Here is a 15,644-nt window from a genome sequence, read left to right on the forward strand (position 1 = left end):
TCCCGTGGTGTAGTGGTTAACATGCCTGCCTGTCACGCAGGAGATCGCCGGTTCGACCCCGGTCGGGACCGCCATTTCATATAAAGAAAAGAACGAAACAAGTTGTTTCGTATTTTTTTATTTGTTTTAACAAAAAACTAATAAAGACAGTCAAACTATCCTTAGGACAACTCCTAAGGACTTTTTTATATATTCAAAACCTGTATAATAAAGAGCAGAGAACATTGTGAGTAAAGTAGGTGAAGTCTGTGAGTAAATATGAAGTAACAACAAAATCTTCTGAGGAAACACAAAGGTTATCAGAAAAACTAGGTAAGCTCGTAGAGGCACAAGACGTAATTATTTTAGAAGGAGATCTTGGAGCTGGTAAGACGACTTTTACAAAGGGACTAGCAAAAGGTCTTGGAGTGAAAAGAGTTGTAAATAGTCCTACCTTTAATATCATCAAAGAATATAAAGGAAGATTACCGCTATATCATATGGACGTGTATCGCTTAGCAGAAAGTGAAGAGGACTTAGGCTTTGATGAATATTTCTACGGTGAAGGAATTACGGTAGTAGAATGGGCTCATTTAATAGAGGCATATTTACCAAATGAAAAGTTACAAATTAGTTTATTCCATGCTGGAGATGACACAAGAAAAATTATACTCGAGCCAATTGGAGATCGCTATATTAGATTATGTGAGGAGCTATTACAAGATGAAAGTACTAGCAATTGATACTTCAAATTACGTAATGGGTGTATCCCTTATTGAGGAAGGAAACGTAATTGGGGAAATCATTACAAATTTAACAAAAAACCATTCTGTACGTCTTATGCCAGCTGTAGAGAAACTGTTAAAAGAGTGTGGCGTAAAACCGAAGGAATTAACTAAAATCGTTGTAGCTGCTGGACCTGGATCCTATACAGGTGTTCGCATAGGCGTGACAGCGGCGAAAACATTAGCTTGGTCACTTCAAATACCAATTGTAGGTGTATCAAGTTTAGAGGTAGTAGCTGCAAACGGTGCTAACTTTAACGGGTTAATTTGTCCTTTATTTGATGGAAGACGTGGGCAAATTTATACTGGGTTATATACATATGAAGGAGAGCAGTTAACTTCAATAGAAGAAGACCGAATTATTCTTATTGTAGACTGGTTGCAAATGTTAAAAGATAAAGGACAGCCTGTTTTATTTATCGGTAACGATGTTAAATTGCATAAAGAAACAATTATAGAACATTTAGGTGATCAAGCTGTATTCGCTCCATTTACTAAAAATAACCCAAGACCAAGCGAGCTAGCATTCTTAGGATTACAAAAAGAAGAACAAGATGTGCATACGTTTGTTCCAAGCTATCTTCGTTTAGCTGAAGCTGAAACAAAGTGGTTAGAAAGTCAAAACAAGTAGGAGCTTGCAGAAGATGGATATGATATTTAGAAAGATGGAGCTTGATGATATTGCTCAAATTGTAGCTATTGAAGAAGCGTCTTTTTCAACTCCTTGGACTGCAGATGCCTTTCACCGTGAATTAATGATGAATGAACATGCACATTATATTGTGTTAGAAAAAGATGGTCGTGTAGTCGGGTATTGTGGATTGTGGATAGTTATTGATGAATCACATATAACAAATATAGCTATTTTGCCAGAATACCGAGGTCAAAAGTTAGGAGATGCCCTATTGAAAGCAGTTATTTCTGAAGCGAAAGAACTAGGGGTAAAAACAATGACACTTGAAGTACGTGTATCAAATGAAGTAGCAAAGCAGTTATACAGAAAATACGGATTTCAAAATGGTGGGATTCGTAAACGATACTATGCAGACAATCAGGAAGATGGTCTCGTAATGTGGGTGAATATATAATGGAAAAAAATACGATTATACTTGGTATTGAAACAAGTTGTGATGAAACAGCAGTAGCAGTTGTTAAAAATGGAACGGAAATTATTGCGAATGTCGTTGCATCACAAATTGAAAGTCATAAACGTTTTGGCGGCGTTGTACCAGAGATTGCATCCCGTCATCATGTAGAAGAAATTACAGTTGTGTTAGAAGAAGCTTTAAAGGAAGCAAACATCACATTTGATGATATTGATGCAATTGCTGTAACAGAAGGTCCCGGTTTAGTAGGAGCACTTCTAATTGGAGTAAATGCAGCGAAGGCAGTAGCGTTTGCACATGATATTCCGTTAGTCGGTGTTCATCATATTGCTGGTCATATTTATGCGAACCGTTTAGTAAAAGAAGTTCAATTCCCGTTATTATCACTTGTTGTATCTGGTGGGCATACAGAACTTGTTTATATGAAAGAACATGGTTCATTCGAAGTAATTGGTGAAACACGAGACGATGCAGCTGGAGAAGCATATGATAAAGTAGCTCGTACGTTATCTATGCCATATCCAGGTGGTCCTCATATTGATCGCCTTGCACATGAAGGAGAACCGACAATTGATTTGCCTCGTGCATGGCTAGAACCGGATTCATATGATTTTAGCTTTAGTGGATTGAAATCAGCAGTTATCAACACTGTGCATAACGCAAAACAACGCGGTATAGAAATTGCGCCAGAAGATTTAGCGGCAAGTTTCCAAGAAAGTGTAATAGATGTACTTGTAACGAAAGCAGCTCGTGCAGCAGAAGCTTATAATGTAAAGCAATTACTTCTTGCTGGTGGAGTAGCTGCTAATAAAGGACTTCGTGCGCGATTAGAAGAGGAATTTGCACAAAAAGAAAACATTGAATTAATTATTCCGCCGCTATCTTTATGCACAGATAATGCAGCGATGATTGCAGCGGCAGGGACAATTGCTTATGAACAAGGTAAGCGTGCAACATTAGCCTTAAATGCAAATCCAGGATTAGATATTGAAGCATAGTTATACACATAATTAACCACAGGTTGTGGATAAAACCCATATTGTCTGTTGATAATGTGGGTTTTATTGTGTATATAAAATGTTGATAACTTTTTTATTGATTGTGGATAATGTGGAAAAGTTATTTTAAGGTTTATTTTATAAAGGTGGATATGTGTATAAACTTGTGGATAAATAGGATGATGTCAGACCTTTGAGTTTGTTCTTTTTCGGGAAATAAAAAGTAAGAAGATATCCCCGAAAAACATTTTGAAACATCCCCCTATTATAGAAGATGCTAATATTGTCAATCTTTGTCGTTAAATCGATATTTCGTGTCGAATTGTTAATATATATAGGGTTACAATAGATATATTTGAAAAATCGTTGGTATATTCTAAGTTACGATTGATATACTCAAAAAATTGTTTCTGTATTAAAAGAAAAAAAGATGTCGCATAGTCAAAAATCCTGACTTATGAGACATCTTCCTTATTTAAATATGCTTATACATGCAACTCTTCCCATTCTGCCATACAAGTTTCAAGTTGTTCTTGTAGCGTTTGCTTTTTAGTTGTAATTTCACTAGCTTTTTCATAATCTGCATATATTTCTGGTAAGCAAAGTTGATCTTCTAACGTAGCAATTTCTTCTTCTAATTCTAATATACTTTGTTCTAGCTCTTCAATTTTTCTAGTGCGTTGACGCTCTAGTTTTTTACGCTCTTTTTCTTCTAAATAATTTAATTTCTCTTGTGCAACCACCTTTTGAACAGGAATGTCACTTTCTTGCTGTTCAAGTTCTGCACGTTCAATCATTTCATTTTTCTTTTCAACGTAGTAATCGTAATCCCCTAAATATTCCTGTGCACCTTCTGTTGATAACTCAACCACAGTCGTTGTTACACGGTTAATAAAGTAGCGGTCATGTGAGACGAATAGAAGAGTCCCTGGATAATCAATTAAAGCATTCTCCAAAATTTCTTTACTATTTAAATCAAGGTGGTTCGTAGGCTCATCTAGAATTAATAAATTTGATTTTTGCATCATAAGTTTTGCAAGAGCTAATCGAGCTTTTTGTCCACCACTAAGGGAAGATACTGGTTTCAGTACATCATCTCCTGTGAATAAAAAATTCCCGAGTATAGTACGGATTTCTTTTTCAGGTTGCAGTGGATATTCATCCCATAGTTCATTTAAAACCCGTTTAGAAGATGTTAAGTTTGCTTGTTCTTGATCATAATAACCAACAGATACATTTGATCCGAAAGAAACATCACCATTTAATAGTGGTAACTTATTCACAATAGACTTTAACAATGTGGATTTCCCAATTCCGTTTGGACCAACTAAAGCAACACTATCTCCGCGAGTTAAGCGCATAGTTACATGTTCAATTATAGGGTTCTCATCATAGCCAATGGTTGCATCATTTACTTGTAAAACATCATTTCCACTTTGCTTTTCAATATCGAAGTGGAATGATGCTGACTTAGAATCCCCTAATGGTCTCGTTAATAATTCCATTCTGTCTAGTTGTTTACGACGACTTTGAGCACGTTTCGTTGTAGAAGCGCGAGCTATATTCTTTTGAACGAAGTCCTCAAGTTTTGCGATTTCATCTTGTTGTTTTTCGTAACGTTTCATTTCTTGCTCATATAATGCTGATTTTAAGTCTAAATATTTACTGTAGTTACCAACAAATCGTCTGCTTTCTTTATTTGAAATTTCATATACTTGTGTAACGAGTTTGTCTAAGAAATAACGGTCATGTGAAACGATTAATATTGCGCCAGGATAACCTTGTAAATATTGCTCAAGCCACGTTAATGTTTCGATGTCTAAATGGTTTGTAGGCTCATCCAAAATAAGTAAGTCTGGTTTTGTTAATAATAATTTCCCGAGAGCTAATCTTGTTTTTTGCCCGCCGCTTAAAGTAGAGATCGTCGTCTGGTGCGTTTCAACTGGGAAGCCAAGGCCGCTTAAAATGGAGCGAATATCCGCTTCATATTGATATCCACCTTGATCTTTATAATTGAGTTGCAATTGGTCATAATCAGCTAACAATCTTTCATATGTAGCTTCGTTTGAAAAGTTTTCTTCTTTTCCCATTTCTTGCTCAAGCCTTCGAAGTTTTGTCTCCATTTGCTGTAAGTGGGTAAAGACGGTTAGCATTTCATCCCAAATTGTTAAAGACGTTTCTAGTCCAGTATTTTGAGCTAAATATCCGATTGAGACATCTTTCGGTTTTATAATTTCGCCACCATCATGAGATAATTCACCAGCGATAATTTTTAATAATGTAGATTTGCCTGCTCCATTCCTTCCAACTAATGCGATACGATCTTTTGTTTGTACTTCCAATTTTATGTTTGCAAGAATCGTTTCTGCACCGTATAATTTCGAAAGCGCGTTTACTTGTAATAAAATCAATGTTTTCACCTCAAATAATTTCTTAACTTTGCCATGTTTATATTTCTCAATCATACTAAAAATAGTGTATAGTTTAAAATAAAGAGAGAATACTTCTTCTCTTTATTATACAAGGAATTTAATGAGTGCTAAACTTCTGTATTTGATTAAAGTATATGAATAAAGATAGGAAGAGAGGAGAGGTCATATGGATCAGCAAAAGATTCCACAAGCCACTGCTAAAAGATTGCCTCTATACTATCGATTTATCCAAAACTTATCTCTTTCTGGTAAGCAGCGTGTTTCATCGGCCGAATTGAGTGAGGCAGTAAAAGTAGATTCCGCAACAATACGAAGAGATTTTTCGTATTTTGGAGCGTTAGGGAAAAAGGGATATGGATATAACGTAAATTATTTATTATCATTTTTCCGCGAAACACTTGATCAAGATGATATAACACGTGTAGCACTTATTGGAGTAGGTAATTTAGGGACCGCTTTCTTACATTATAATTTCACGAAAAACAATAATACAAAAATTGAAATGGCATTTGATGTTAGTGAAGAGAAAGTTGGAACAGAAATCGGGGGCATTCCTGTATATCATTTAGATGAATTAGAAGAGAGATTATCAAATGATATACAAGTGGCAATATTAACAGTACCGGCTACAGTAGCACAAGCTGTAGCAGATAGATTAGCTGAAACGAGCGTGCATGGTATTTTGAATTTCACACCAGCGCGATTAAACGTATCAGAGAATATTAGAATTCATCATATTGACTTAGCTGTAGAGTTACAAACATTAGTTTACTTTTTGAAAAACTATCCACAATAAAACGCAGAGGAAGCGACCTCTGCGTTTTATTATTGTTTCTTCTTTGTGAATTTAATTAATATAAGGCGAAGTGCCAAATTAAAATCAATTGTTGCCATAACTGCAAATAGTATTGTCCACATATTCCAGATTGTATCTGTCACGTTCGTAATGGCGAAGCGTGTAAAGATACATCCAAGAAGGAAGTATAGTGCAGCCATGAACAATGGTGAGTTTCTCATACAAAAAATCCTCCGATAAAGCCTTGCATTTTTTCAGCTTCTTTAATCATTTCTTGAATTTGTTCATTGCTCATAAAAATTTGCCCAATAGCGACCAATGTATTCATCGCAACATGAGCTGCAATCGGAACGATAATACGTTTCGTCTTCACATATAAGAAGGCGAATACGAGCCCCATAGCAGTGTATACCAATAAATGAGTAAAATCAAAATGAATTGCTGCGAATACAAGCGAACTAATGATAGCTGCGATAAAGAAGTTAAACTTCTTATAAAGTGCACCAAATAAAATTTTTCTAAATACGATTTCTTCTAAGATAGGTCCAATTATAGATACAACAATAAGGAACCAAGGTGTCGTTCTTGCAATCTCCATCAGTTTCATTGTATTTTCTGAACCTTGTTTAATTCCTAGCAGCTGCATCTCGATCATACCGGCAACTATTTGTGAAAAGAAAGCTAAGAAGAACCCGATGAAAATCCATCCAATAGTAGCTGGAGCAGAAGAGCGCTTTGGATCTAAATGCCTGTCACGAATATCTGTTCTAAGTAACCAAAGTACGATACATAATGCAACAAAGAAGCTAATAATTGCCCAGTGTCCCGTTATGATTTGTCCTTTTTCCTCAATAGTAAATCCTCTATTATCATAGAGTCCTGTTTTTAGGAGAAGTGGCAATCCAACAACGCCAGATAACTGCATTAAAATGTATGTAACGATAATCCACCAGTATTGTTTCTTCAAATGGTTTAACCATCCTTTCTAACTATAGTGTATGAGATAAGTTAGGATAACATGTAAATTATGCTACCTACGATATAAACCTCACTTGAATTATGTTTTTTTCGTAAATCCTTATTTGAAATTATAATAGAAGACAGGAGAAAGTTGTGTGTGTAGCGAAAACAACTTAGGGTGTCCTTTCATATTGTAACATACGAGCAGTGGAAACAACGATTCATATAGTAAAGGCAGTATTCTATATAGTGATTTGCGAAAAAATTATGATTTTTTTACTTGCAAAAGAAATTGAGATTATTTATTATTATAAGTGTGTTAGCACTCGGATGACTTGAGTGCTAATAAAAGAAATTTACATAACAAAATGAGGAGGTTATTGTTCATGCTAAAGCCATTAGGTGATCGCGTTGTAATTGAGCTTGTTCAAGCAGAAGAAAAAACAGCAAGTGGTATCGTATTACCAGATACTGCAAAAGAAAAACCACAAGAGGGTAAAGTTGTTGCAGTAGGTACTGGTCGAGTGCTTGAGAATGGTGAGCGTGTTGCTTTAGAGGTAGCAGCAGGTGATCTTATCATCTTCTCAAAATATGCAGGTACTGAAGTGAAATATGAAGGTACAGACTACTTGATTTTACGTGAAAGTGACATTTTAGCAGTTATCGGTTAATTATATAAATCTTAAAAAATCCAAGGGGGTCAATTATTATGGCAAAAGATATTAAATTTAGTGAAGAAGCACGTCGTTCGATGCTTCGCGGTGTCGACACTCTTGCAAATGCAGTAAAAGTAACGCTTGGACCAAAAGGTCGTAACGTTGTTCTTGAGAAAAAATTCGGTTCACCACTTATTACAAATGACGGTGTAACAATCGCAAAAGAAATCGAATTAGAAGATGCATTCGAAAACATGGGTGCGAAACTAGTAGCAGAAGTTGCCAGCAAAACAAATGACGTAGCTGGTGACGGAACAACAACTGCAACTGTATTAGCGCAAGCTATGATTCGTGAAGGTCTTAAAAACGTAACAGCTGGTGCGAACCCAATGGGTCTTCGTAAAGGTATCGAAAAAGCTGTTACTGCTGCAATTGAAGAATTAAAAACGATTTCTAAACCAATCGAAGGTAAATCTTCTATCGCACAAGTAGCTGCTATTTCTGCTGCTGACGAAGAAGTAGGTCAATTAATCGCTGAAGCAATGGAGCGCGTTGGTAACGACGGCGTTATTACTTTAGAAGAATCTAAAGGCTTCACAACAGAATTAGACGTAGTAGAAGGTATGCAATTTGATCGTGGATATGCATCTCCTTACATGATTACTGATTCTGACAAAATGGAAGCAGTTCTTGATAACCCATACATCTTAATCACTGACAAAAAGATTTCTAACATTCAAGAAATCTTACCAGTATTAGAGCAAGTGGTACAACAAGGTAAACCACTTCTTATCATTGCTGAAGATGTAGAAGGCGAAGCGTTAGCTACATTAGTAGTGAACAAACTTCGTGGTACATTCAATGTAGTAGCTGTTAAAGCTCCTGGATTTGGTGACCGTCGTAAAGCAATGCTAGAAGATATCGCGATCTTAACAGGTGGCGAAGTAATCACTGAAGAATTAGGTCGTGACTTAAAATCTGCTACAGTTGAATCTTTAGGACGCGCTGGTAAAGTTGTTGTTACAAAAGAAAACACAACTGTAGTTGAAGGTGTAGGAAGCACAGAACAAATCGAAGCTCGCATCGGTCAAATCCGTGCGCAATTAGAAGAAACAACTTCTGAATTCGATCGTGAAAAATTACAAGAGCGTCTTGCAAAACTTGCAGGTGGCGTAGCGGTAATTAAAGTAGGTGCAGCAACTGAAACTGAGTTGAAAGAACGCAAACTTCGTATTGAAGATGCACTTAACTCAACTCGTGCAGCAGTAGAAGAAGGTATCGTTGCAGGTGGTGGTACTTCACTTATGAACGTATACACAAAAGTAGCTTCTATCGTAGCTGAAGGCGACGAAGCAACAGGTATCAACATCGTACTTCGCGCACTAGAAGAGCCAGTTCGTCAAATCGCAATCAACGCTGGTCTAGAAGGATCTGTAGTTGTAGAGCGTCTAAAAGGCGAAAAAGTAGGCGTTGGTTTCAACGCAGCTACTGGCGAATGGGTTAACATGCTTGAGTCTGGTATCGTAGATCCAGCTAAAGTAACTCGTTCTGCACTTCAAAACGCAGCATCTGTTGCAGCTATGTTCTTAACAACTGAAGCTGTAGTAGCTGACAAGCCAGAACCAAATGCACCAGCAATGCCTGACATGGGCGGCATGGGCATGGGCGGTATGGGCGGAATGATGTAATTCCGTTTGCCCTAAAAAACATCCATTTCTATATAGAAATGGATGTTTTTTTATGTTTTTTAGAAAAGGAAATGAATTTCTGTAGAATTTTGTCGCTTTCTCTCTTGACCATATTGATATTTCATTGTTAGAATCTAGGAAGATAATATAAAACGATCCTTCATATATCCTCAATGATATGGTTTGAGAGTCTCTACCGGGTTACCGCAAACAACCTGACTATGAAGGCAGTGTGTCTTATATTTATAAAGAGCGGAGACTATCTTTCTTTATAAAGCCAGACCCCTGCCTTTTCTTTGTTATGAGACTAGAGGCGGAGGACTGGCTTTTTTTATTATATTGGTAATGCTTTTCGCCAAATTGGTGAAAATATTTATATACGAGAACTAACGTTGGGGTGATTATTTTGAAGAAACAACACGATACAATTATCGTTTTAGATTTTGGAAGTCAATACAATCAGTTAATAGCACGTCGAATTCGTGAGTTCGGTGTATACAGTGAACTTCATCCACATACAATTACTGCAGAAGAAATTAAAGCAATGAATCCAAAAGGGATTATTTTCTCTGGTGGACCAAATAGCGTATACGGTGAAGGTGCATTACATTGTGATGAAAAAATCTTTGAACTAGGTTTACCAATCTTCGGTATTTGTTACGGTATGCAGCTTATGACGCAACACTTCGGTGGTAAAGTAGAGCGTGCAAATCACCGTGAGTACGGAAAGGCTGTTCTTAAAGTAGAGAACGAATCAAAATTATATGCGAACCTTCCAGAAGAGCAAGTTGTATGGATGAGCCATGGTGACTTAGTAACTGGTTTACCTGAAGGATTCGTAGTAGACGCAACAAGTGAGTCTTGCCCAATTGCTGGTATGAGCAATGAAGCGAAAAACTTATACGGTGTACAATTCCACCCAGAAGTACGTCACTCTGAGCACGGTAACGATTTAATTAAAAACTTCGTATTCGGCGTATGTGGTTGTTCTGAAGGATGGAACATGGAGAACTTTATCGAAGTAGAATTAGAAAAAATTCGTGAAACTGTTGGAGACAAAAAAGTACTATGCGCACTTAGTGGCGGTGTAGACTCTTCTGTTGTAGCAGTATTAATTCATAAAGCAATCGGCGATCAATTAACTTGTATTTTCGTTGACCACGGCTTACTGCGTAAAGGCGAAGCAGAAGGCGTTATGAAAACATTTAGCGAAGGCTTCCACATGAACGTTATTAAAGTGGATGCAAAAGAACGCTTCATGAACAAGTTAAAAGGTGTAGAAGATCCAGAACAAAAACGTAAAATCATCGGTAACGAATTCATTTACGTATTTGATGATGAAGCGTCTAAATTACAAGGTATGGACTTTTTAGCACAAGGTACACTTTACACAGACATCGTTGAAAGTGGTACAGCAACTGCACAAACAATTAAATCTCACCACAACGTTGGTGGACTTCCAGAAGACATGCAGTTCAAATTAATTGAGCCTTTAAACACGTTATTTAAAGACGAAGTACGTGTATTAGGATCTGAACTAGGAATTCCTGATGAAATCGTATGGCGTCAACCATTCCCAGGACCGGGTCTTGGTATTCGTGTATTAGGTGAAATTACAGAAGAGAAATTAGAAATCGTTCGTGAATCTGATGCGATTTTACGTGAAGAAATTATTAAAGCGGGCTTAGACCGTGAAATCTGGCAATACTTCACTGCACTTCCTGGTATGCGTAGCGTAGGTGTTATGGGTGACGAGCGTACTTACGATTACACAGTAGGTATCCGTGCAGTAACATCTATCGACGGTATGACAGCTGACTGGGCACGTATCCCTTGGGACGTATTAGAGAAAATCTCTGTACGTATCGTAAACGAAGTAAAACACGTTAACCGTATCGTGTATGATGTAACGAGTAAGCCACCAGCAACTATTGAGTGGGAATAGTATTTATAAAAAGGTCCATCTATTGCTTATGCATAGATGGATCTTTTTTATTTTGGCATTAATACGAACGAAACTATAAAAGTTTATGAAAATGTTCGTTTTTAAATTGACAAAACTACTTCGTCGAGTTAATATGATTATGTAATTCAAACGAAAAGTGAATATTATAGCCGTCGTATAATATCGGGGATATGGCCCGAAAGTTTCTACCTAGCTACCGTAAATGGCTTGACTACGAGGCGTTTGTATAAAGATGAGGGGAAACTTGTCTTTGTTTATAGAACGCTTCCATGTATATATGCAATGGAAGCCTTTTTTATTTCTCGGGATAAAAGAGGGCTAGGGTGAAATACGGCGAGTAATCATATAACGGGGGAAACATAGGATGAAACGCTATTTTCAGTTTGATGAGCTCGGTACGAATTATAAGACTGAGTTCATAGCAGGGTTAACGACATTTCTATCTATGGCTTACGTACTATTTGTCAATCCTGCTACGCTGTCGCTTGGAAATGTTAAAGGGTTACCAGCAGGTACAGGGATGGATCCAGGTGCAGTATTCGTTGCTACGGCATTAGCGGCAGCGATCGGTTCGTTAATTATGGGTATTTTCGCGAAGTATCCAATTGCTTTAGCGCCAGGTATGGGGATTAACGCGTTCTTTGCTTATACAGCAGTCTTAACGATGGGTATTCCGTGGCAAACGGCCATTGCCGGAACATTAATGTCAGGTATTATCTTTATTATTCTTACTGCTTCAGGTATTCGTGAAAAAATCATTAATGCAATTCCATCGGAGTTAAAGTTTGCAGTAGCAGCAGGTATTGGATTATTCATTGCTTTCCTTGGATTCCAAAATGCCGGAATTATCGTGAAAAACGATGCGGTTCTTGTTGGGTTGGGGGACTTAACAAAGGGCACAACGTTACTAGCAATCTTCGGGGTTGTTACTACGATCATCTTCATGATTAAGAAAGTTAATGGTGCAGTATTCTACGGTATGATTCTTACAGCGATCTTAGGAGTTGCAACAGGATTAATTGATACTCCGAAAGCTGTAGTGGGAGCAATACCGAGTCTAGAACCAACGTTCGGTGTGGCGTTAACGCACTTCGGCGATATTTTCACAGTTCAAATGGGGATTGTTATTATAACGTTCTTCTTTATAGATTTCTTTGATACAGCAGGTACGCTTGTAGCGGTTGCGAATCAAGCAGGATTAATGAAGAACAATAAATTACCACGTGCAGGAAAAGCGTTATTTGCAGATGCGATTGCAACTGTAATTGGTGCGATCTTGGGTACATCAACAACAACGTCTTACATTGAATCGTCTGCAGGGGTAGCAGCGGGAGGACGTTCTGGATTTACAGCAGTTGTAACAGCAGGATTCTTCTTACTGGCACTATTCTTTTCGCCATTATTAAGTGTTGTAACGCCAGCTGTAACGGCACCGGCTTTAATTATTGTAGGAATCTTGATGGTTTCTTCCTTAGGGGAAATTGATTGGAAGAAATTCGAGATTGCAGTACCAGCATTCTTTACAATTATCTCTATGCCACTTACGTATAGTATCGCAACTGGGATTGCCATTGGATTTATCTTCTATCCAATTACAATGGTTGTGAGTGGTCGTCGTAAAGAGGTTCATCCGATTATGTATGTTATGGGAGTTTTATTCGTGCTATATTTCATCTACGTTCGTAAATAAAAGGGGTTTTTTAAAGGTCTAGACTTAAGGGGAGTCTAGACCTTTTTGCGTCTTCAGAAAATCTTAAGGATTTCCGAGCGTTTTTCTTCAGAAGTTTTCCTATAATAGAAGTTAGGGATTAAAAAAGTGATGGGGGAGATATTGTGGCACACGAAACAATACTTGTCGTAGATGATGAAAAAGAAATTCGGAATTTAATTACAATCTATTTAAAGAATGAAGGATATAAAGTATTACAAGCAGGAGACGGAGAAGAAGGATTACGTCTATTGGAAGAAAATGAAATACATCTAGTCGTATTAGATATTATGATGCCGAAAGTGGATGGTATTCATATGTGTATGAAGGTAAGGGAAGCGAAAGAAATGCCTATTATTATGCTTTCTGCCAAAACGCAAGATATGGATAAGATTTTAGGATTAACAACAGGGGCAGATGATTACGTAACGAAGCCCTTTAATCCATTAGAGTTAATTGCACGAATTAAATCTCAGTTACGCCGTTATATGAAAATGAATGGTTTCGCTGTCCAAAATGAGGACGAGTTAGAAATTGGGGAGATGAAAATCAACATCTCGACCCATAAAGTTGTTGTAGAGGGAGAAGAAGTGAAACTAACTCCGAGGGAATTTTCAATTTTAGAATTGCTAGCTAGAAATCCAGGTATGGTGTTTAGTGCGGAGCAAATTTATGAAAAGGTGTGGAACGAACGATCTTTCCAGTCTGATAATACTGTAATGGTGCACATTCGGAAAGTGCGTGAAAAGATTGAGGAGAATCCAAGGAAACCTAGATATATAAAAACAGTATGGGGAGTGGGGTATAAGATTGAAAAAGATATTTAATCCGTTTACTTATATAAGGAAAATAAGAGAATTAATTGAGAAATTAGTAAAGAGCGTACGAAAGAGTATAAGGATTCAATTGATTACTACTTTTGCTGCTTGTGCGTTATTAGGAGTTTTGTCAGCGAAGGGAGCTGCGCCATTTTTTGAGAATGCGAATCGTCAAGCAACTATCGATTATCGGGCTGGTATGGAACAAATTAATCACCAAGCTCAAGGAGCGGCAAATAGTTCGGTTCATGAAAATAAATTAGAAGCTATATCAAATATGATCGAAATGGAGAACCAAAATTTAGAGCAAGGGTCTAGAGCTTTAAAGATATTGGTTACTGATGAAAGTGGTAAAGTTTTATATAAAACAAAGCAAGCGCAAGAAGAGCAAATCGATTTGCATAATACGATTCGTAATGCAGCATCATTTGCGATTAATTATACAGATGGTAGAAATGTATTTGAAAGTACAAGAAAAGAGTTTATATCTTTTTCACCTATTACTATTGAAGGAAAGAATTTGTACATGTTTGTTAGCGGAATTCCAGAGGGAGAGGTAATGTATGATACGAAAGAAGGGCCATTCCCGTTTTTAATTGGTGTTCTTGTATTCATTTTCTCTTTCTTCTATATAACAAAGAGAAAGATGAAGCAGATTGAAGCAATGGCACAAGGTGTAAAGGAAATAGAAAGAGGCAACTTAGCGTACCGCATTGAGAAAAAAGGTGAAGATGAGATTGCAGCTTTAACTGAGAATATTAATAATATGGCAGAAGAGCTTATGAATAATATAGAAAAGGAACGTAAATTAGAGAAGCAAAAGAATGAGCTTATTACGAATGTATCTCACGATTTACGCACACCGCTGACTTCTATTATGGGCTACTTACGATTACTTCGAGATTCTAAATATGAAAATAAAGAACAACACGATGAGTATACGAGAATTGCTTTTGCAAAGTCGGAGCAGTTAAAAAATTTAATAGAAGATTTATTTGAGTATACGAAGTTAACAAATGAACAAGTTGTATTAGAAAAACAGGAAGTTTGTATGAATGAGCTACTCGAGCAATTAATAGAAGAGTTAGTACCGCAGGCGGAAGAACATGGACTTACGTTTGTTAAGAAGTTTCCTGAGGAACGTGCTTATGCATCGATTGATTCGGAAAAGATGGTTCGTGTATTTGATAATTTACTAATGAATGCGATTAAGTATAGTAAAGATGATGCAGATATAAAAGTTTCTCTTCAAAGGCAGCGTAGGGATATACAAATTGTAATTGCGAATCATAGTGAAGAGTTTACGAGAGAAGAGTTAGCGAATTTGTTTGAACGTTTCTATAAGAAGGATCAATCTCGAAGTAGAGTAACGGAAGGGTCGGGACTCGGTTTAGCGATTGCGAAAAGTATTGTTGAGTTACAAGGTGGTAGTATTCGAGCGGAATATAGGGATGGTATTATTCAATTTATCGTTTCGTTACCAATTATAGAAAAATAATAAATGAATAGAATGATATGTGATAAAAAGGCTTATTTTAAAAGAAATAAGCCTTTTTATATTTTTTATAAAAACATATTGACGATTAGAGCTTAGAGGTGTAATATAGAACAAGTCGCCGATGATAATAACGTCGCAAGCGACAAATGAAATAAAAAAACTTAGTTGACATTAACTAACGAAGATGTTAACATAAGGAAGTCGCAAATGAGCGACCAAGTAGTTCTTTGAAAACTGAACGAAACAAACAACGT

The 15,644-nt window shown here is 36.9% G+C and carries 14 protein-coding genes and 2 riboswitches; of the genes, 11 read left to right on the top strand and 3 right to left on the bottom strand.

Features of this window, described 5'->3' with window-relative positions; genetic code table 11:
• Positions 1-248 precede the first annotated feature (248 nt).
• From tsaE to tsaD, 4 genes are read left to right on the top strand one after another with little or no spacing between them, the layout of a single operon-like run.
• The gene (tsaE, locus tag AB6801_RS30745) at positions 249-722 is read left to right on the top strand and encodes a tRNA (adenosine(37)-N6)-threonylcarbamoyltransferase complex ATPase subunit type 1 TsaE (protein ID WP_000049648.1); all 474 of its coding nucleotides are present in this window, start codon (positions 249-251) and stop codon (positions 720-722) included.
• Positions 703-1,395: a tRNA (adenosine(37)-N6)-threonylcarbamoyltransferase complex dimerization subunit type 1 TsaB gene (gene tsaB, locus AB6801_RS30750; protein ID WP_000865753.1), complete on the top strand. Its 693-nt coding sequence runs from the start codon at positions 703-705 to the stop codon at positions 1,393-1,395. The genes tsaE and tsaB overlap by 20 nt, the downstream gene beginning before the upstream one ends.
• A gap of 13 nt (positions 1,396-1,408) precedes the next feature.
• Positions 1,409-1,852, top strand: coding sequence for a ribosomal protein S18-alanine N-acetyltransferase (gene rimI, locus AB6801_RS30755; protein WP_141530674.1), 444 nt, complete (start codon positions 1,409-1,411; stop codon positions 1,850-1,852).
• Complete coding sequence (tsaD, locus tag AB6801_RS30760; protein ID WP_000414585.1) at positions 1,852-2,868, top strand: tRNA (adenosine(37)-N6)-threonylcarbamoyltransferase complex transferase subunit TsaD; 1,017 nt, start codon at positions 1,852-1,854, stop codon at positions 2,866-2,868. Before rimI ends, tsaD begins: the two co-directional genes overlap by 1 nt.
• 485 nt (positions 2,869-3,353) lie before the next feature.
• Here the strand turns inward: tsaD and AB6801_RS30765 are convergent, their stop codons facing one another.
• Complete coding sequence (locus tag AB6801_RS30765) at positions 3,354-5,279, bottom strand: ABC-F family ATP-binding cassette domain-containing protein (protein ID WP_000602145.1); 1,926 nt, start codon at positions 5,277-5,279, stop codon at positions 3,354-3,356.
• Between the two features lie 187 nt (positions 5,280-5,466).
• On the opposite strand from AB6801_RS30765, the gene AB6801_RS30770 reads away from it, so the two are divergent.
• Positions 5,467-6,096 (top strand): redox-sensing transcriptional repressor Rex, encoded by a 630-nt coding sequence (locus AB6801_RS30770; protein ID WP_000372699.1) that lies wholly within the window; start codon positions 5,467-5,469, stop codon positions 6,094-6,096.
• 29 nt (positions 6,097-6,125) lie between these two features.
• Here AB6801_RS30770 and AB6801_RS30775 read toward each other — a convergent pair whose 3' ends face one another.
• Together AB6801_RS30775 and AB6801_RS30780 are read right to left on the bottom strand one after the other, a co-directional pair.
• Positions 6,126-6,317: a YdiK family protein gene (locus AB6801_RS30775; RefSeq protein WP_001246200.1), complete on the bottom strand. Its 192-nt coding sequence runs from the start codon at positions 6,315-6,317 to the stop codon at positions 6,126-6,128.
• Positions 6,314-7,063, bottom strand: a complete 750-nt coding sequence (locus AB6801_RS30780) for a CPBP family intramembrane glutamic endopeptidase (RefSeq protein WP_000745326.1) — start codon at positions 7,061-7,063, stop codon at positions 6,314-6,316. The genes AB6801_RS30775 and AB6801_RS30780 overlap by 4 nt, the downstream gene beginning before the upstream one ends.
• Positions 7,064-7,442: 379 nt before the next feature.
• Between AB6801_RS30780 and groES the strand changes: the two genes are divergently transcribed.
• The 6 genes from groES to ampS all read left to right on the top strand — a co-directional run bounded on the left by groES (position 7,443) and on the right by ampS (position 15,390).
• Positions 7,443-7,727 carry a co-chaperone GroES gene (groES, locus tag AB6801_RS30785; protein ID WP_000917311.1) on the top strand — a complete coding sequence of 95 codons (285 nt, stop codon included), beginning with the start codon at positions 7,443-7,445 and terminating at the stop codon, positions 7,725-7,727.
• Positions 7,728-7,765: 38 nt separating this feature from the next.
• Positions 7,766-9,400, top strand: coding sequence for a chaperonin GroEL (gene groL, locus AB6801_RS30790; RefSeq protein WP_001029993.1), 1,635 nt, complete (start codon positions 7,766-7,768; stop codon positions 9,398-9,400).
• A gap of 140 nt (positions 9,401-9,540) precedes the next feature.
• Positions 9,541-9,642, top strand: a riboswitch (purine riboswitch).
• A 164-nt stretch (positions 9,643-9,806) separates the two neighbouring features.
• The gene (gene guaA / locus AB6801_RS30795) at positions 9,807-11,345 is read left to right on the top strand and encodes a glutamine-hydrolyzing GMP synthase (RefSeq protein ID WP_000743906.1); all 1,539 of its coding nucleotides are present in this window, start codon (positions 9,807-9,809) and stop codon (positions 11,343-11,345) included.
• Positions 11,346-11,498: 153 nt separating this feature from the next.
• A riboswitch (purine riboswitch) is annotated at positions 11,499-11,600 on the top strand.
• 130 nt (positions 11,601-11,730) lie between these two features.
• A complete protein-coding gene (locus tag AB6801_RS30800) occupies positions 11,731-13,056 on the top strand; it encodes an NCS2 family permease (protein ID WP_000833096.1) in 1,326 nt (441 codons plus the stop codon).
• A 143-nt stretch (positions 13,057-13,199) separates the two neighbouring features.
• Positions 13,200-13,901 (top strand): response regulator transcription factor, encoded by a 702-nt coding sequence (locus tag AB6801_RS30805; RefSeq protein WP_000929880.1) that lies wholly within the window; start codon positions 13,200-13,202, stop codon positions 13,899-13,901.
• Complete coding sequence (gene ampS / locus AB6801_RS30810; RefSeq protein ID WP_000719210.1) at positions 13,885-15,390, top strand: aminopeptidase AmpS; 1,506 nt, start codon at positions 13,885-13,887, stop codon at positions 15,388-15,390. The genes AB6801_RS30805 and ampS overlap by 17 nt, the downstream gene beginning before the upstream one ends.
• Positions 15,391-15,644: the final 254 nt, after the last annotated feature.

This window comes from Bacillus sp. RCC_6_1, assembly GCF_041360755.1.
In the GTDB taxonomy this organism is placed as follows: domain Bacteria; phylum Bacillota; class Bacilli; order Bacillales; family Bacillaceae_G; genus Bacillus_A; species Bacillus_A cereus.